This window comes from Aquipuribacter aurantiacus (assembly GCF_051216895.1).
In the GTDB taxonomy this organism is placed as follows: Bacteria; Actinomycetota; Actinomycetes; order Actinomycetales; family JBBAYJ01; genus Aquipuribacter.
The window spans coordinates 110,682-127,856 of record NZ_JBPKAO010000011.1 but is presented as its reverse complement, the minus strand read 5'-3'; the positions used below and the strand labels follow the sequence as shown (position 1 = coordinate 127,856).

Below are 17,175 nucleotides of genomic sequence, written 5' to 3'. Positions count from 1 at the left end.
ATCAGCAACCGGTCACTCTCGGTCACGGGCGTGCCGAGCCCACATCTCCAGCGACATCAACGTCCACAGCCGGGCCTCCTCGTTCCGTCGCCCGGTCTCGTGCGAGGCCACGACGGCCCGGACGACGTCGCGGTCGAGCGTGCGGGCCACGAAGGACGAGCCGTCGAGCAGCAGGTCCCTGACCGTCTCCGACAGACCCGACCGGAACCACGCGTCGAGGGGCACCTTGAAGCCGACCTTGCGCCGGTGGACCACGGACCGTGGCAGGTACCGCTCAGCCACCATCTTGACCAGCCACTTGCCGCTGCCGCCCCTGACCCTCATGTCGTCCGGCAGCCGTCGGGCGAGGTCGACGACGGCGAGGTCGAGAAACGGTGGCCGCAGCTCCAGCGACGCGGCCATGCTCATCCGGTCACCTCGTTCGAGCAGGTTGTCGGGCAACCACCCCGCCTGGTCGTGCAGGAGCATCTGCTGCAGCGCGGTGCCGTGACGGGCCTGACGGTCCGACCGCGGGGCGCGGCCGGTGAGCACGTCGCGCTCCCGGAGGCTAAAGGGGGCGAACCACCCGTCGAAGCGATCCTCCAGAGCGGGCTCGGCCAGCGCCCGGGCGGCCGTGCGCATCCGGTTCCGGCTTTCCGGCAGGGCCTGCCCCACCCGAGGCAGCAGCCCCGCCCGCAGCCTCGCGGGCAGGAACCGGACGTCACGCGTCAACCCGGCGAACCGGTACTTCGGGTAGCCGCCGAACAGCTCGTCGCTGCCCTCGCCGGACAGCACCACCTTGACGTGCTCCCGGGCCGTGCGGGCCAGTGCGTGCACGGCGACGTCGGCGGGCTCCGAGAGGGGCGCGTCACGGAACCAGGACAGGCGCGCCCAGTCGTCGACGAACGAGCGGGCGTCCACGTGCACCTCGTGGTGGTCGGTGCCGAGCAGCGTGCTCACCGTCCGGGCGACCGGAAGCTCGTCGGTCCGGGGGTCGCCGAACCCGGCGGCGAAGGTCCGGATGCGGTCCTCCGGGCGCATTGCCCGGACCAGGGCAACCGTGAGAGAGCTGTCCAGACCACCCGACAGGTACGCGCCGACCGGGACGTCGGCCACCAGGTTCCGGGCGACGGCCTCCCGAAGGGTCCGGTCGAGCAGGTCGACCGCCCGGGCGGGGGGCAGGTCCAAGGTGGCACCGGGTGCCGGGCGGTAGTCGTGGCTGCTCGTCCGCCCGTCGGCCCCCACGGTCAGGACGTGACCGGGCCGGACCTTCAGGACGTTCGAGGCGAGGGTGCGCGGGGCCCGAACCGCGCGTGTGCCCAGGTACTCGTGCACCGCGTCGAGGTCGAGCCCTCCCAGGTCGGGCCGCACGGCACGCAGGGCCTTGGGCTCGGACCCGAAGACCACGTCCGTCCCGGCACGCGCGTAGAACAACGGGAGGATGCCGACAGGGTCGCGGGCCAGGAAGAGCTCACCGGTCCTGGAATCGTGGACTGCGACGGCGAACTGCCCGCGGAGCATCGGCAGGCAGCCCGCGCCCCACCTGAGCCACGCGGCCAGCAGCGTCTCGGTGTCCCCGTCGGTCCGCCACGGGTGGTCGAGCTGTCGGCGCAGCTCGCGGTAGTTGAGGATCTCTCCGTTGAACACCATGTGGAGGTGGCCGGCGTCGTCGGCCATCGGCTGACGCGAGGAGCCGACGTCGATGATCGAGAGTCGGGTATGCCCCAGAGCCACCCCGTCACCGGCCCACGCACCGTGGTCGTCCGGACCCCGGTGCCGCAGCGAGGCGACCATCGGGGCCACCTCTGCGACGTCGACCTGCGCACCGAAGCGGCGGACACCCGCGATCCCGCACATCAGGGACGGGCCATCTCGTCGACCAGCTCGCACAGCGTCGCGGCGCGGGCGGCCCAGCTGGCGTCCGCGACCGCGGCACGACACGCCTCCGGGCTCGGCCTGTCCCCGTTCAGCACGCGACCCACCTCGGCGAGAAACTCCTCGTGCCCGTCGGCGATCCGGAGCACGTCGGCGTGGGCCGCGGCCTGCGCGTAGCGGGTGGTGACCACGGGGAGACCGAGGGCGAGGTACTCCTTGCACTTGATCGGGTTGCAGCTCTCGATCCAGTCGTTCTGCAGCCACGGCATCAACGCCACGTCGAACGCGGTCCCGTAGCGGGGGATCTCGTCGTAGGGACGAGGTCCGAGCCAGGTGACGTTCGGCCGCGCGGTCAGCGCCGACAGGTCGACGTTCGACGACCCGATCAGGAGGAGCGTCGCAGCGGGGTAGCGGTCGGCAACCGCTTCGAGCAGCGGCACGTCCACGGTGTAGTCGTCGACGGCGCCGAAGAAGCCGATCAACGGACGAGTCAGGTGCGCGATGTCCGCGGGCGGCGGTTCGTCCGTGCGCGCACGGAAGTGGTCGAGGTCGACGCCGTGGTCGAGGAAGACCCCTCGGGCCCCCACCCGCCCCGCCTCCGAGGCGAGGAACGCCTGGCTGGCGTAGAGCACGGTGTCTGCCTCGTCGAGCAGGGCACCCTCCAGCCGGAGCAGCACGTCCTTGTCGGCCTCCGGGAACTCGGAGTGCTTGTCGGAGCGGTTGTACACCAGCGCCGTCCTGTCCATGCTCGCGACCACGTCGTAGGCCGTAGGCAGCGTCACCACGAACGCCGGGCGCCGGATCCGCAGCCACCGGCACGCTGCAGACACCTGCGCCCTCACCAGGACGGCATTGAGGCGGCGCAGCGAGTCGACCTCGTAGAAGGGGAGGACGACCGGGCTCAGGACGTGGAACCCGGGGGTCCCTGCCAGCGGCTGCCGCAGCAGCCTGGCGATGCTCCCGAGCTTGCGCAGCACCCGGCTCACCGGTCTGGTCGTGTTAGCTCGGGTGGGCATCCGCAGGCCGATGCTGTTGACGTGGAGCACCGGCCGCCCGCGGGCGGCGTGGACCATCAGCTGGACGTCGGAGTGGGCCCGGCTCTGGTACCACCAGTCCACCCCGGCGAAGCAGACCAGAGGTGTCGCCCCGGGCGTCCGCGGCGTCGCCGACACGGGGACGGACCGACCCAGCAGCACCCGCACCGCCTCCGCCGAGGTGGCCCGGCCCGCCGCAGCCCGTCCCACCTCGCCCAGGAGCAGGACCAGCCAGAACGCGCCCGACCTCACCGGCCCGTGCCGCTTGCGGAACAGCCGGGCCCGGTTGCGCGTCAGCAGCGCGTACAGACGCGGGTCCGTCATCGACTCCCCGCCCGTGTGCACGGCGACGGCGCGCGCCTCCACGCGGGTGCTCCACCCCCGGTCACGGGCCCGGAGGCAGTAGTCGGTCTCCTCGCTGTACAGGAAGAAGGACTCGTCCCACTCCCCCACGTCGCGACGGCAGGCCGCAGTCACCAGCAGGGCCGCACCGGTCACCCAGTCGGCGGTCCCGGGACCACCGTCCAGCGGGGTCCGCACCACCTCGCTCCACCCCGGCCCCACGGCCGACGCCCTGGCCCCCAGCGCGGCCTCGCCGAGCGCGCGTCGGATGCTGGGTTCGCGCCGTCGTGACGGCTGCAACCGGCCGTCAGGGGCGCGCAGGACGGGAGCGACCACCCCGACCGTGTCGTCGGCCCCACGGGACTCGAGCAACGCGCGGACGCATCCAGGGTGCAGCACGACGTCGGGGTTGAGGACGAGCAGGTCGTCCTGGTCGCCGGCGTCGGCACAACCGGCGTTGATGGCGGCCGCGTAACCCAGGTTGGCCCCGGTCCGGATCACCCGGACGTCGCCCCCGAAGGCCTCGACCCGGGCGACCGTGTCGTCGGTGGAGTCGTTGTCGACGACCCGTACGTCGACGTCGAGCCCTTCGCTGGCGACAGCCAGCGACCGAAGGCACGGCACGACGATCTCGGCGCTGTTGTACGTGACGACGACGACGACGAGCGTCATCCTCACCTCCGGGCGCAGTCGTGGCTCCCACGCGGGGACGGCAGTCGATGCTATCGACTGCCGTGCCCGCGGTGGTCGCGTTCAGCGGAACCAGGCACCGTCGGTGCATCCGGTCAGGGCCGGAGGAGGACCTCGCCTGCACCGTCGACGTTGTCCCGCCACTGCGAGACCGCCCCAGGGGCCACCAGCACTTCTCCGAAGGCGTTCGGCGCGGCGTTGATCACGTTGTCGCGGACGACCGCCCCGGCCACCCCCTCCTCGAGCCGCAGCGTGAACCCGCCCCCGGAGAGGTGGTTGCCCTCGATGACCGGGGCGTCGAACTGCCCCTGGAAGAAGATGGCGGCGTTCTGGTTGGTGCCGTTCCACCCGATGTCGATGCGGTTGTGGCTCACGACCAGTCCGGAGCCGGAGTACAGCTGCACGCCGTCGTTGTGGAAGTCCCGCGTGGCCGCGAGGTCGTGGATGTAGTTCTGCTGGACCACCGAGTCACCGGGCCCGACCTGGACCCCGTCGGCGCTGCCCGAGATGTCGTTGCGCCTGACGTCCAAGGTGCAGTCCCCGTGGATCGCGGCGCTGCCGTTGTCTGGGGTGCCGACGAAGCGGAGGGTGCTGTCCTGGACATCGATGTGGCAGCCGGGCACGTTCCCGTGCAGCACCATCCACCCCGAGCGGGCCTCGACCACGGAGTCGCGGACCGTGAGCGTGCCGGCGGACTGCAGCGACACCGAGCCGGCGACCAGGACCCCGTCCAGGACGACCCCGTCCCCGGTGACGACGAGGGTCCCGTCCTGCCAGCTGGTGCCGGGGGGCGCGCTCGCCGCGCCGTCCACCACGCGGAGGTCTGCGACGTCCCCCAGGAAGCCCACCTCCCCGGGCTGCGGCGACGTGATCGGGTCCTCCGTGGTGGACGACGGCCGCGTTGCCGGTCCCGCCACGTCCGCGACGACGGAGCCGGGCGGATCGGTCGCGAGGGCGCTGTCGGGGTCCGACGTCATGACGCCGAGGAGCACCCCGCCCGCCAGGACGACCACGAGGCTGCCCAGCACAGCGGCAGCGGCAGCGGCACGGGACGACCTCATCGCAGACCTCCGTTGTCCAGGTCAGCGTAGGTGGGTGGACCGGGCCCGCACAGCCGGACGGGCGGTCCGGGCGAGCAGAGCTCGTCCGGACCGCCCGTGTCCCGCCGGGTTCGGCGGCACCGAAGCGGTCAGGGGTTGATGACCTGACCGTTGGGGCGCTTGTTGTTGGTCCAGGTCGCCACCGTGCCGTTGGCGATGAGTGCCTCGCCCCAGGCGTTGGGCGCCCGGTTGATGGTGTTGTCCTTCACCACGGCGCCCTTGACGCCGCTCTCCAGCCGCAACGTGTAGCCGCCACCGGACAGGTAGTTGCCCTCGATCAGCGGAGCACCAAAGCTGCCCTGGAAGAACAGGGCCCCGTTCTGGTTGGTGCCGTTCCAACCGATGTCGATTCGGTTGTAGCGCACCCGGATGTTCGAGCCGGAGTAGAACTGGATCCCGTCGTTGTGGGTGTTGTTGGGGTACGTGCCCAGCACGGCGAGGTCGTGGATGTAGTTCTGCTCGATCAGCGAGTTGCCGGGCCCGTTCTGGATCCCGTCAGGCGTGCCCGAGATGTCGTTGCGGAGCGCGGTCAGGGTGCAGTTGCCGTGGATGGCACCGGCACCGGCGCCGATCGGAGGGGTCGCACCGGCCTTCCAGCGCAGGGTCGAGTCACGGATGTCGATGTGGCACGGCTGGTTGCGACCCATCAGGACCATCCAGGCGGCGCCGCCCTCGATGATCGAGTTGCGAACGGTGAGGGTGCCACGACCGTTGAAGTCCAGGCCGCCCTTCACGTACACGCCGTCCAGCGTGGCATTGTCCGCGTTGACCACGAGCATGCCACCGGACCAGGTGGTGCCGGCCGGGGCGCTGGCCGCACTGTCGACTACCCGCAGGGCTGAGGTCGAGCCCCGGTAGCCGACCTGTCCCGGCTGCGGGACCACGTTCGCGGGCAGCGCGCCCGGCGTCGGGGCCGGGGTGGGCGCCGGGGCCGGGGGCGGAGTAGGGGTCGGAGTCGGCGCGGGCGTCGGAGCCGGGGGCGGGGTCGGGGTCGGGGTCGGGGTCGGGGTCGGGGTCGGGGCCGGTACCGGAGTCGGTACCGCAGGGACGGTTGCGGGTGCGAACAGCACGTCGACCCAGTACGAGGAGCTGCGGTAGCTGCTGGCGGGGAACCCGCTCGCGGCGCCGTAGCGATAGACGCCTGCGGACGCGGGGGCGCTCAGCAGGCTGTTCTGGACGGGGCGGGAGAAGAAGTAGCTCGTCGCCGTGTAACGGCCCCGCGGCGCCAGGTACGAGGCGGTGTAGGTCCTGCCCGCCTTGACCTGCACCGGACGGGTGAACGTCGCGGTCTGCCACCCGGTGGCCGACTCGCGCGTGAAGGTGGTGGTGGCCAAACGGGTGCCCGACGAGGACCACAGGTTCCCGATGTGGGTGCCGGTGTTGCCCGCCGTCTTGAGGAACCGGACCCCCCGGACCTCTCCGTCGACCCTGGGGCTGAACTTCAGCCCCAGCTCGACGCTCGCCGTGTCGGTGGACGACACCTGCTGGCTGCCGCTGGCGGTCAGCAGACCGGACGCTTCGGCGGCCTGCGCGCTCGAGGTGAACACCAACGACGAGGAGACCAGGGCCAGCAACCCGACGGCCGCAGCCATTCGTGTCGACAGCGCCCGGCGTGGGCTTCTCGACCGGTACCGGCCGGGTATGGGGGGTCTTGTCACGATGGTTCCTCTCGGTTCGTCCGCGGAGGACGGGCCCAGCCGCGCAGAGGCCGGGCAAGGGATGGGCAGGGGGTGTCGGGGGCCGCCGACCGGTGCGACGAGGCCGACACCTGAACCATCGGAGGATGCGCCCGTCCACTTGGTAGCCCGGGCGGGTGAACCACCGCCGATGGCAGGACAGGGGCCTGCGGGTCCGACAGCCGCGAACTTAACAGCGCAAAACGCCCACGCCAGAGGTGTCGTCCGGAGCTGCCGAGCAGGACCCGACCGGCCCAATGGTCACGTTGAGTGGAGCGTCGTGACTGTGCGACCTCAACCCGGCGCGGCACCTTCGAGGCCTGCTAGCCGGGCTCGTTGCGCGCCATGACCTGCGCCTCGCCGGACCGCCTCAGCACACAGGCTGGGGGGGGCGACTAACCCGGGATGGATGAGGACTGACGACGACGACGACCGATGTCGTCACTTTCCGTGACATGTCGCACCTCTGAGTGCTGATGCAACCACCGAGAGAACGTGATCAAGATCACAGATTGGCCCCTCATGCGAGCAGGCCGTTGACTCCGACCCCCGATGGCCAGCGAGTGGCTAGCGTCCCCCAGAGTCCCCGTCGCACAACCGTAGGAGCAGCAGATGCAGTCGTCGAAACCCTTCTCCGGACCGCTGCGACGAGCGGTGAGGCAGCACGTCGGCATCTGGCGGGCCATGGAGTGGCGCAACCGGGTCGCCATGGCAGCTTCGCTCCCGAGGCTGCGACGTCTCGAAGACTCAGAGGTGACGCGGCTCGCCGGGGAACTGGGGAGCGTGCCCACCGCCGAGTTCGCGTGCATCGTGCCGACGTACCGCCGGCCCGCCGGCGTGCGAGCTGCGATCGAGTCAATGCTCGCCCAGGACTTCGCCGACCTGGTGGTGATGGTGGTGGACGATGGCGCCGGGTTGGGTGACCTACCGGCGGACCCCCGGGTGCATGCGGTGTCCCTCTCCCGGAACACCGCTGTGCTGGGCCTGGTTCGCAACGTCGGCATCCGCCTCACGCGCTCCCGGTTCGTCGCGTTCCTGGACGACGACAACACGTGGACGCCTGACCACCTGTCCCGATGCCGGTCCGTGCTGCTCGACGGGGCTGACCTGGCCTACACCGATGTCGGCCGGTACCACCCCGACGGGACCCTTCTCGACACCCTGTCCAGGGACTTCGACCGCCGCGCCCTGTCCGACGAGTCGTACGTGGACGCCAACTCGGTAACCGCTCTACGCCGGCCGGGACTGCTGTTCAGCCGACTGCCCCGCACGCGCGCGACCCTCCCCAAGGAGGACTGGGAGTTCGTATTCCGCCACAGCGGCCGCGGCCGCCGTGTCGTGCACGTCCCGCACACCACCGTCCGCTACCTGGTCAACCCCGACAGCTTCTACACGTCGTGGGGCGATCAGTAGGGCGACCTACACGCCCCACCGCTGCCACCGCAGCCGGGTGACCTCCTCCGACACCCGTCGCGGCAGGACCCGGGCGGCCAACGGACTGAAGGGGGTGCGCCGCGGGCCCAGCCGCTCCCGCCGGCTCCAGCGGCGCCCGACCGACGAGTCGCGCCAGCCTGGCCAGCCGTCGTCCGCGATGGCCAGGAGCTCCGCCACCGGCGCCTCCCCGCCCCGACCCCGCTCGTAGGCGCGGCACGCAGCATCGACCGCCTGCTCGGCCACCCGACGGCGGGCGGCGGTGTGCAGGCCGTCCCGCCCGCGGACGTGATCGAAGAGGGGGCTGCCCAGGGAGGCGAAGGCCTCGAGCCGGCCCCGCAGGTCGACCACCGGCCCCGCGTTGACCGTCCGCATCATGCTGTCACCGTGGATGCGGTACACCCCCTGGTAGTGGTCGTCCACGTGGCCGACGTCGCCGACCGCGGCGAGCCTCAGCCACAGCTCGAAGTCGTAAGTGTGGCTGAGTCGTTCATCCATCTGGCCGCCCAGCCGGCGGAACGCGGCGCCCCGCATGACCACCTCCGGGTTGCTGATGCACCCGATGCCTGTGCGGCAGCGCTGCGCCAGCCACGCCTGGCCGGGCCACACCGTCCGCGCGTGCCGAGGACGGTCGAGCACCGGCCTGGCGCTGCGCGTGTCGAGGTGGTCACCCACCACGCGACGTGGACGCCCGTAGACGAAGGACACGGATCGTTCCGCCTCCATGAGGGCCACGGCCCGCGCCAGCGCCCCGTCGGCCACCGCGTCGTCGGCGTCCAGCTTGACGACGTAGTCGGGCTGGTGCCGCTCCTCCATCAACCGGAATCCTCGGTTGAAGGTCGCGATGTGCCCGAGGTTGACCTCGTTGCGGACCGGCTCCACCCGACCGTCCAGCCGGGACAGCGCCTGGCTGACCGTCGGCGTGTCGTCGGTCGAGGCGTCGTCCATGACCAGGACGCGCACGTCCACCCCCGGCTGCACCAGGAGGCTGCGCACGCACTCGCCCAGGAACCGTCCGTAGTTGTAGGAGGCGACCACGACCCCCACGGTCCGGACAGGCGCCTGCGCTGGTGCGTCCGGGTGCCGCGCCGCGGCCGTCAGGGTGCTCATCGTCCTGAACGGGCCGAGAGGACCCGGCTGCGAGCACCTGCCGCCTCCGCGTACGGGTCGCGCCGGGTCACCTTGACCTGCACCGCCCTGCCCACCCCGGCGATCTCGACGGGTAGGTCGCGCAGCCAGTCCCGTCGCCACGTCGTCCCGACCGTGTCCCGGTAGATCTCCACGAGCTTGCCCGTCATCGCCTCGAGACCGAAGTGGGCCTGCGCGAAGCCGCGCCCGAAGGCCCCCAGGTCGGTTCGCCGCGCGGGCTCCTCGAGCAGGGGGGTTACCTGCTGGACGAAGAGCCCGACCGCGTCCTCGACCACCGTCAGGCTCCAGAAGCTGTTGCGGAAGAGCTCGTCCGCCGACGCCGGCTCGAAGCGACGGGCCCAACCCCGCTCGCCCACCGCCACCAACGGCACGCCGAACGCCAGCGTCCGGGCGGCCGAGCTGCCCATGCCGAACATGACGTCGGCCGCCGCGTAGGCGGGCCGGGGGTCGGCCATCGCCCCCGTGAACAGGACCGCCGGGCGCCCCAGCCTCACGTTGACCTCGTCGGCCAGCGCCCGCAGCCGCTCGGCGGCATCCCCGTCCCCGACGACGACCAGGACGGTGCTGGTCGGCAGACTCTCCACCGACCGGATCGCGGTCTCGACGCCGTGAGCCTTCATCTCCTCGTCCAAGCGGCTCACGCACACCAGCAGGACCTCGTCCGTCCCCACGCCGAGCCTCGTGCGGAACGCAGCCCCCGCAGTCAGGTCGGGGCGGTCCCGGTCGAGGTCCACGGGCGGGCTGATCAGGCTGACCCGGCCACGACGGCGCGCGGGCTCCTCCTCCAGCAGGTAGCGCGTACCGACGATGAGCGGCGGCGAGGGCAGGACGACGTGCGGCACTGCCATCTCGTAGACGGTGTGGACCAAGGGCATGCGGCCCGCGAAGCACGGACCCCAGTACGCCGGCCTGGCCTCCCACGCTCCGTAGACGTGCACGAGACGAGCTCCCTCAACGGTCGCGACGGCCCGCAGCTGACGCGCGGCGGCCGCCGTGGACCTCGGCCGATCGAGCACGACCAACCGCACGCCGCGTTCCGCCGCGACGTCGACCATGGATGGTCCGGACACCGGGAGCGAGCCCGAGTACCCCACCGCGACCCCCGCGAAACCGAACGCGGAAGAGGCGGCGCACAGGTCGATCGCGTTGATCTGGCTCCCACCCACCTGCAGGCCGTTGAGCACGACCAGCACGGGGGCCCCTGCGTTCACGCCGGGGCCCGGTCGGCGACCACCGCAGAAGCCCCGGTACCCAGGAGGGCCGCGTCGAGCGCCTCGACGACGAAGGCCTGCTGCTCCGCCGTGATGTGCGGGAACATCGGCAGCGAGATCATCTCGCGCGCCGCCTGCTCGGCCACCGGGAAGTCCCCCGGACCCAGCCCCAGGTGGGCGAAGGCACCGGTGAGGTGCACGGGCACCGGGTAGTGGATCCCTGCCCCCACACCCGCTGCGTTCAGGGCCGCGAGGACCCGGTCACGCTCGGGCACGCGGACGACGTAGAGGTGCCAGACGTGCTCGTTGCCGGGTGCGGTCGACGGCAGCCTGACCGCCTCGAGGCCCGACAGCAGGTGGTCGTAGCGGGCGGCCGCCTTGCGGCGACGCTCGTTCCACCCCGCCAGACGGCGGAGCTTGGCCGACAGGACCACGGCCTGGACGGTGTCGAGCCGGGAGTTGAAGCCCACGACCTCGTGGTCGTACTTGCGTCGGCTGCCGTGAGCGCCCATCAGCCTCACGGCCGAGGCGATCTCGTCGTCGTCCGTGGTGACGCCCCCGGCGTCCCCCGCAGCACCCAGGTTCTTCCCTGGGTAGAAGCTGGTGGCCGCCACGGTGCCGAGCTGCCCCGCGGAGCGACCGTGCCTGCGCGCCCCCTGCGACTGGGCGGCGTCCTCCACCACCGGCATCCCGGCCGCCCGGAGGACGTCGAGCTCCTCGACCGGAGCCACCTGGCCGAACAGATGGACCGGCACGACCGCCGCGGTCCGGGGCCCGACCGCCGCCCGCGCGGCGCCGACGTCGAGCAGCAGGTACTCCGGGTCGACGTCGACGAGGACCGGGAGCGCCCCCACCCTGACCACGGCCTCGGCGGTGGCGATGAACGTGTTGGCAGGCAGGACGACCTCGTCGCCAGGCCCCACGCCCACAGCACGAAACGCCAGCTCCAGCGCGTCGGTGCCGTTGGCCACCCCGACGCAGTGCCGCGCGCCGACGAAACGGGCGTACTCGGCCTCGAAGGCCCCCACCGGCGGGCCTGCGATGAACGACGTGCGGTCGAAGACCTCGCGCAGCCCGACGAAGACCTCTTCGTCGATCTCCTGCTGCTGGGCCGCGAGGTCGACCAGTGGGACTGCAGTCATGCGATGTGCTCCGGTCTCGTCGGTTCGTCTTCTCGGTCTCGCGGAGGGGTCGTGCTCTGACTTCCGGGCGACGTGGAGGACAGCTGTCGTCTCACCCACGGCCACATGGCTGCGGCGTACAGCGCGGTGCCGACCAGCCCACCCACCAGCAGTGACAGCCACCCGCTGGCCAGGCTCCGGTCGACCCACCCGGAGGCCAGGGCCACCGGTACCGCCATGAGGAGCGGGACCAGGAACGCCAGCCCCACGCCCCGCAGGGCCACGCCCGCACCACGGACCGCCAGCAGGTACGCGGGCAGGACCACGACGAGACCAACCACCAGGTGCGCGAAGGCCACCCCCTCGATCCCTCCCATCCGGGCCCCGACCACCAGCGCCGGGACGAGGCTCAACAGCCACACCACCTGCACCACCACGACGGCCCGGTTGGCCCCCCGCGAGACAAGCAGCGCCGCGAAGAGGTCGAACACGAGCCTGAGCGCACCGAACAGGGCGAGTCCGGACAGCGCGACGGCGGCCCCCTCCCAGCGCTGCCCGTAGACGCTGGTGATGAGGGGCACCGCCAGCACCGACAGCAGCACGCCGGCGAGGACGCCACCGGTCCAGATGAGTGCCACCCCGCGGACAACGCTGTGGCTGATGCTGGCGCGGTCCTGCGCCTGCTGCGAGAAGCCAGGGAGCGCCACGTTGCGGATGCCCTGGCCGATGGCCGTGATCGGCCAGGCCGAGATGTTGAAGGCCAGGACATAGAGACCCAGCTCGGTGGCCCCGAGGGTCCGCCCGACGACGACGTAGTCGACGCTCAGCAGGGCCCACGAGATCAGGTTGGCGACGGCCAGCGGAGCCCCGAACGACACCGACTCCCGGGCGATGCCACGGTCCCAACCGAACCTCGGCATCACACCTGCGAATCGAAACATCAGGATCACCGCGACGACCTGTCCGGCCACGCGCGACCAGGCGAGCGCCAGCGGTCCGAGCCCCGCCAGGACGAGGACCACGACCACGACCCCGTTCACGACGAGCGCCGAGGCGTCGGCCTGGAAGGCCCGCGCCTGCATGAAGCGGCGCTGGAGGACGGCGTACGGGACGACCGAGAGCCCGCTCAGGAGGATCGTGATGGCCAGCACACGGACCACTCCGGCCGCGTCACCGCTGCCCAGAGCAGAGGCGATGGGCTGCGCGAAACCGACCATGAGGGCCGCCAGCACCGTGCTCACGCCGAGGGCGAGCAGGGCGACGACGGGGGCCCGACGGCGGATGTCGCCCCTCCTCACCAGGTCGGCGCTCATGCCCAGGTCCGCCAGGGTGACCAGCACGGCCTGGCAGGTCAGCCCGACGGCGAAGACACCGAACTCCTCGGGCGTCAGCAACCTGGCCAGGACCACGCCCAGCACCACGTTGCCCATCCGCACGGACAGGTTGTTCACCGTGCTCCAAGCCAACCCTCGGCGGATGTCCCGCCCCACGTCGGTCGATCGGGCGGAGAGCGCGTCCGGAGGCGGGACGGTGCTCACCCGTGGACTCCGCTCGACACGCCTTCTCGCTCGCGCGCCGGGACCCCGATCGCCGTCGTCCCCGGGGCGACGTCCCCCAGCACTGCGGCCCCCATGCCCACGGTCGCGTCGGCCCCGACACAGCTCCGCTCCCTCACGGCCGAGCCCATCCCCAGGTAGGCCCGGGCCCCGATGCGTACGTGCCCGCCGAGCAGCACCCCGGCGCACAGCGTGGCGAAGTCGTCCACGACGTCGTCGTGGGTCAGGACGGCCCCCGGCATCACGACCACGTGCTCACCCACCTGCACCCGGGCGGTGAGGACGACCCCCGCCAGCAGGATGGACCCCTGCCCCACCCGGACCGACTCCGGCACCCGGACGTCGGGATGGACGACCGTGGCGTAGCGCGGCGGTCCGTCCGCGTGCCCGCGCAGCCGCTCGACCAGCGCGGCCCGGGTGGCGCCCCGGCCCGCGCAGACGACCACGGCGGCCCCGGGATGATCGGCCAGGCGGTCCAGACCGCCGACGACGGCGACGCCGCACACGTCGTCACCCGCCCGACCGAGGTCGTCGTCCAGCACCGCGACGGGTTCCCACCGGTCCCCGGCGCGCATGGCCTCGACCGCCTCCGCCGCGAGGCCCCCGGCGGCGACCAGCACGACGGGGGACTTCATGCGGGCACCCGGCCGGCGTGCCTGACGACGTCGAGGACCCGCTCGAGATCCGGCTCGGACATCTGGTGGTAGACCGGGAGGATCAACGTGGTCGCGTTCAGGTGGTCGGTGACCGGCAGGACGTCGTCCCGGTTGTGCGCGTAGGCGGGCTGGTGGTGGGCCGCCATGATGCCGCGCCTGGCCGAGATCTCGGACCGGGCCAGGGCCTCCAGCAGGCCCTCGCGGTCGAGCGGGTAGCCGGCCCCGACCTCCACCCAGAAGGACTGGTAGTTGCAACGGCCCCACGGCGGGTCCTGGACCGCCCGCAGACCCTCGACGCCGGCGACGACATTCTGGTACCGGGCGCCGATCTCCCGACGCCGTGCCACGATCTCGTCGAGGCGCCCGAGCTGCACGATGCCCACCGCCGCCTGCAGGTCGGTCATCCGGAAGTTGAACCCCACCTCCAGGTACTCCTCGGCCGGCGCCAGCAGGCTGGCGTGACGTGAGACGGCACTCGCACTGGTGGCGTGCTCCCGCAGCCGGCGCGCCCGGTCCGCCCAGTCCTGTCGGGAGGTGGTGATCATCCCCCCCTCCCCCGTGGTCAGGATCTTGCGAGGGTGGAAGGACCAGGCCACCAGCTCCGCCCCTGCTCCGACCGGCCGACCCCGGTACTGCGAACCGGCGCCGCAGGCGGAGTCCTCCACCACGACGATGCCACGGGGGTCGCACAGGTTCCGGACGGCAGCGAGGTCGACCGGCACGCCCCCCTGGTCGACGACGATCACCGCGCGCGTGGCCGGGGTGAGCGCAGCCTCGACCGTCTCGGCGGTAACGTCTCCGGTGCTCCGGTCGACGTCGGCGAACACGGGTCGAGCCCCGGCGTGCACGACCGCGTTCGCGGTGGCGATGAAGGAGAACGACGGGACCACGACGTCGTCGCCCGGCCCGATGCCCGCCACGTGCAGCGCCAGGTGCAAGGCCGTTGTGCAGCTGGAGACGGCCACTGCGTGCTCCGCCTGCATGCGTGCGGCGAAGGCGGCCTCGAACGCGGCGACCCGCGGTCCCTGAGCCACCCAGCCGGACTCGATGACCTCGGTGAGGGCCGCCACCTCCTCCGCCCCGAGCCACGGCTGCATCACGTTGATGCGGGACATCAGCGCTGCGTCTCCTGAGCAACGAGCCAGTTGCGGTCGCTCACCCGCGCGAGCAGCTCCGCAGGGGTCTGCGGTCGCGACCTGATCCACTCCACGAGCTCCACCACCCCCTCCTGGAACGAGACCTCCGGCACGAGGCCGGTCAGCCGGCGCGCGAGGGTGGGGTCCCCGATGAGACGACGGACGTCACCCGGGCGCGGCTCCAGGTGGACCGGGGTGAGGTCGGGCCGACCCGCGGCCGACGCGACCGCGTCGCACATCTGCAGCACCGACACCTCGCTGCCGGACCCGAGGTTGATGGTCGTGCCCGCCACCCCGTCGGCCGAGGCTATCCGCGTCAGCAGGGCGGCGGTGTCCGTGACGAACATGAGGTCGCGGGTCTGCTCCCCGTCGCCGTAGACCAGGGGGCGCTCACCGGCCAGCACGCGGACGACGGTGCGCGGCAGGACCTCGCCGCTGTCCCCCTCGTAGTGGCTCCGTGGGCCGTAGGTGTTGAACGGCCTGACCACGACGGTGTCCATGCCGTGGGTGCGGTGGTAGGCCCGGGCGTAGGCCTCGCCGGCCAGCTTGCTCCCGCCGTACACGGTCTCGGGCCACGTGGGATGGACCTCGTCCATCGGGGCGTACTGGGCGGTACCGAACACCTCGCTCGTGCTGACGTAGACGAGGCGTCCCACCTCCGCCCTGCGAGCGGACTCCAGGAGCAGCAGGGTGCCCTCGGCGTTGACGCCGTGGTTCTCCATCGGGTCGTGCAGGCTGTGGCGCACGCCGAGGCAGGCCAGGTGGAGGACGACGTCGCAGCCTGCGGTCACCCGCTCCCGGGTCTCGTCGTGCCGCAGGTCGGCGACCACCAGGTCCAGGCGGGGGTCACCCGAGTGGTGCGCCAGGTTCTCGGCCGAGCCGTTCACCAGGTTGTCGAGCACACGGACGGCCCGGACGTCGTCGGCCAGCAACCGGTCGACGACGTGGCTGCCGATGAACCCGGCGCCTCCGGTCACCAGGACCGTGGCCCCGCTCAGCCCGTTCACCGGTCGACCCCGGTCGCGCCGGACCCGGACACCGAGTGCAGCTCCGCAGTGCGGACCTGCCGGCCACCCTCGGCCAGGCTGCGGTCGGCGGCCTCCAGCACCTCGAGGACCCGGAGCCCGGCGTGACCGTCGGTCCGCGCGTCACGCGCACCCGTGATCGCCGCGGCGAGCTCCTCGACGACGGCGGCCAGGGCCTCCCGCTCCGGCAGCGAAGGCGCGTGCATGTCCCCGAGCCGGTAGGAGATCGTGGCGGAGGTCCGGTCCGTGCCGGCTGCGCTCTGGCTGAGCAGGTCCACGCCACGGTCGTAGACCGACAGCCGCTGCTGGGGGTTGAGGTCGTCCCACACGATCGTCCGCTTGCTGCCGCCGATCACCATCTGACGGATCTTGGTCGGGCTGAGCCAGTTGACGTGCACGTGCGCCATCGCACCGTCGGCAAGGGGCATGGCCAGGTAGCCCACGCACTCCTTCCCGGCCCCCAGGGGATCGGCCCCCTGGGCCGCCACGGAGACCGGCCGCAGGCCGCCGGGGAGGATGAAGTCGAGGATGGACAGGTCGTGGGGTGCGAGGTCCCACATGACGTTCACGTCGGGCTGGACGAGCCCGAGGTTGATGCGGACCGAGTCCACGAAGAGCACGTCACCGACGACGCCGTCGGCGATCATCTCCCCGATCCGCTGGACAGCCGGGGTGTAGCAGTAGGTGTGGTCGCACATGAGGACGAGGCCCCGCTCGTCGGCGACCCTCGTCATCTCCAGGGCGTCCGCACGGCTGCTCGCGAGCGGCTTCTCCACAAGCACGTGCTTGCCCGCCGCCATCGCCTGCAGGGCTATCGTCCGGTGCGTCCCGGCCGGCGTCGCGATGGCCACCGCGTCCAGTGCCTCCTGCTCTAGCAGGTCCGCCACGGACGTGTGGACCCGGACGTCCGGTCGCGATCCCGCCACAGCGGCCGCCCGCTCGGCGTCCAGGTCGCAGATCGCGGCCAGCTCCCAGCTCGGGCTCCGGTCAAAGTTGCGGACGAGGTTGGGACCCCAGTAGCCGGCCCCGATGACTGCCACCCTCAGAACCACGTCGATGCCTCTCGTCGGTCGGATGCGGGCAGGTCGAACGGCGCCTCGCGGACGTCGCCCGGCCCCGGGGCGGGCGCCGGGCTGCCCAGAGCAATTGGAGCACGGCGCGCCCCCCCGCGGGGTGGCTTCCGCGTGGGTGGAG

The 17,175-nt window shown here is 72.0% G+C and carries 13 protein-coding genes; 1 reads left to right on the top strand and 12 read right to left on the bottom strand.

The annotated features are described in order from the left end of the window. Positions 1 to 12: 12 nt before the first annotated feature. The 4 genes from asnB to ACR80Q_RS14650 form a co-directional block, all read right to left on the bottom strand. A complete protein-coding gene (gene asnB, locus ACR80Q_RS14665; RefSeq protein WP_435378379.1) occupies positions 13 to 1,836 on the bottom strand; it encodes an asparagine synthase (glutamine-hydrolyzing) in 1,824 nt (607 codons plus the stop codon). Then, positions 1,836 to 3,902 (bottom strand): glycosyltransferase, encoded by a 2,067-nt coding sequence (locus tag ACR80Q_RS14660; protein ID WP_435378378.1) that lies wholly within the window; start codon positions 3,900 to 3,902, stop codon positions 1,836 to 1,838. Before ACR80Q_RS14660 ends, asnB begins: the two co-directional genes overlap by 1 nt. Before the next feature lie 113 nt (positions 3,903 to 4,015). Continuing rightward, the gene (locus tag ACR80Q_RS14655) at positions 4,016 to 4,981 is read right to left on the bottom strand and encodes a right-handed parallel beta-helix repeat-containing protein (protein WP_435378377.1); all 966 of its coding nucleotides are present in this window, start codon (positions 4,979 to 4,981) and stop codon (positions 4,016 to 4,018) included. 128 nt (positions 4,982 to 5,109) lie between these two features. Further along, positions 5,110 to 6,612, bottom strand: a complete 1,503-nt coding sequence (locus ACR80Q_RS14650) for a DUF4082 domain-containing protein (protein WP_435378376.1) — start codon at positions 6,610 to 6,612, stop codon at positions 5,110 to 5,112. Between the two features lie 837 nt (positions 6,613 to 7,449). Between ACR80Q_RS14650 and ACR80Q_RS14645 the strand changes: the two genes are divergently transcribed. Further along, on the top strand, positions 7,450 to 8,109 hold the full coding sequence (locus ACR80Q_RS14645) for a glycosyltransferase family 2 protein (RefSeq protein ID WP_435378375.1): 660 nt from the start codon (positions 7,450 to 7,452) through the stop codon (positions 8,107 to 8,109). Positions 8,110 to 8,115: 6 nt separating this feature from the next. On the opposite strand, the gene ACR80Q_RS14640 is transcribed toward ACR80Q_RS14645, so the two are convergent. From ACR80Q_RS14640 to ACR80Q_RS14605, 8 genes are read right to left on the bottom strand one after another with little or no spacing between them, the layout of a single operon-like run. Beyond that, positions 8,116 to 9,237 (bottom strand): glycosyltransferase family 2 protein, encoded by a 1,122-nt coding sequence (locus tag ACR80Q_RS14640; RefSeq protein WP_435378374.1) that lies wholly within the window; start codon positions 9,235 to 9,237, stop codon positions 8,116 to 8,118. After that, the gene (locus ACR80Q_RS14635) at positions 9,234 to 10,487 is read right to left on the bottom strand and encodes a glycosyltransferase (RefSeq protein WP_435378373.1); all 1,254 of its coding nucleotides are present in this window, start codon (positions 10,485 to 10,487) and stop codon (positions 9,234 to 9,236) included. Before ACR80Q_RS14635 ends, ACR80Q_RS14640 begins: the two co-directional genes overlap by 4 nt. Beyond that, complete coding sequence (locus ACR80Q_RS14630; RefSeq protein ID WP_435378372.1) at positions 10,484 to 11,629, bottom strand: DegT/DnrJ/EryC1/StrS family aminotransferase; 1,146 nt, start codon at positions 11,627 to 11,629, stop codon at positions 10,484 to 10,486. The genes ACR80Q_RS14635 and ACR80Q_RS14630 overlap by 4 nt, the downstream gene beginning before the upstream one ends. Next, positions 11,626 to 13,098, bottom strand: a complete 1,473-nt coding sequence (locus ACR80Q_RS14625; RefSeq protein WP_435378401.1) for an oligosaccharide flippase family protein — start codon at positions 13,096 to 13,098, stop codon at positions 11,626 to 11,628. Before ACR80Q_RS14625 ends, ACR80Q_RS14630 begins: the two co-directional genes overlap by 4 nt. Before the next feature lie 44 nt (positions 13,099 to 13,142). Next, positions 13,143 to 13,799, bottom strand: a complete 657-nt coding sequence (locus ACR80Q_RS14620) for a NeuD/PglB/VioB family sugar acetyltransferase (RefSeq protein WP_435378371.1) — start codon at positions 13,797 to 13,799, stop codon at positions 13,143 to 13,145. Then, positions 13,796 to 14,935: a DegT/DnrJ/EryC1/StrS family aminotransferase gene (locus ACR80Q_RS14615; RefSeq protein WP_435378370.1), complete on the bottom strand. Its 1,140-nt coding sequence runs from the start codon at positions 14,933 to 14,935 to the stop codon at positions 13,796 to 13,798. Before ACR80Q_RS14615 ends, ACR80Q_RS14620 begins: the two co-directional genes overlap by 4 nt. Next, positions 14,935 to 15,963 carry a dTDP-glucose 4,6-dehydratase gene (locus ACR80Q_RS14610; protein ID WP_435378369.1) on the bottom strand — a complete coding sequence of 343 codons (1,029 nt, stop codon included), beginning with the start codon at positions 15,961 to 15,963 and terminating at the stop codon, positions 14,935 to 14,937. The genes ACR80Q_RS14615 and ACR80Q_RS14610 overlap by 1 nt, the downstream gene beginning before the upstream one ends. Beyond that, positions 15,960 to 17,027, bottom strand: a complete 1,068-nt coding sequence (locus tag ACR80Q_RS14605) for a Gfo/Idh/MocA family protein (RefSeq protein ID WP_435378400.1) — start codon at positions 17,025 to 17,027, stop codon at positions 15,960 to 15,962. The genes ACR80Q_RS14610 and ACR80Q_RS14605 overlap by 4 nt, the downstream gene beginning before the upstream one ends. Positions 17,028 to 17,175 lie beyond the last annotated feature (148 nt).

What these genes read in the sequence shown, in the direction of transcription:
- asnB (WP_435378379.1), bottom strand. Translation starts at nt 1,836, where the DNA reads ATGTGCGGGATCGCGGGTGTCCGCCGCTTCGGTGCGCAGGTCGACGTC.
- ACR80Q_RS14660 (WP_435378378.1), bottom strand. Translation starts at nt 3,902, where the DNA reads ATGACGCTCGTCGTCGTCGTCGTCACGTACAACAGCGCCGAGATCGTC.
- ACR80Q_RS14655 (WP_435378377.1), bottom strand. Translation starts at nt 4,981, where the DNA reads ATGAGGTCGTCCCGTGCCGCTGCCGCTGCCGCTGTGCTGGGCAGCCTC.
- ACR80Q_RS14650 (WP_435378376.1), bottom strand. Translation starts at nt 6,612, where the DNA reads ATGGCTGCGGCCGTCGGGTTGCTGGCCCTGGTCTCCTCGTCGTTGGTG.
- ACR80Q_RS14640 (WP_435378374.1), bottom strand. Translation starts at nt 9,237, where the DNA reads ATGAGCACCCTGACGGCCGCGGCGCGGCACCCGGACGCACCAGCGCAG.
- ACR80Q_RS14630 (WP_435378372.1), bottom strand. Translation starts at nt 11,629, where the DNA reads ATGACTGCAGTCCCACTGGTCGACCTCGCGGCCCAGCAGCAGGAGATC.
- ACR80Q_RS14620 (WP_435378371.1), bottom strand. Translation starts at nt 13,799, where the DNA reads ATGAAGTCCCCCGTCGTGCTGGTCGCCGCCGGGGGCCTCGCGGCGGAG.
- ACR80Q_RS14615 (WP_435378370.1), bottom strand. Translation starts at nt 14,935, where the DNA reads ATGTCCCGCATCAACGTGATGCAGCCGTGGCTCGGGGCGGAGGAGGTG.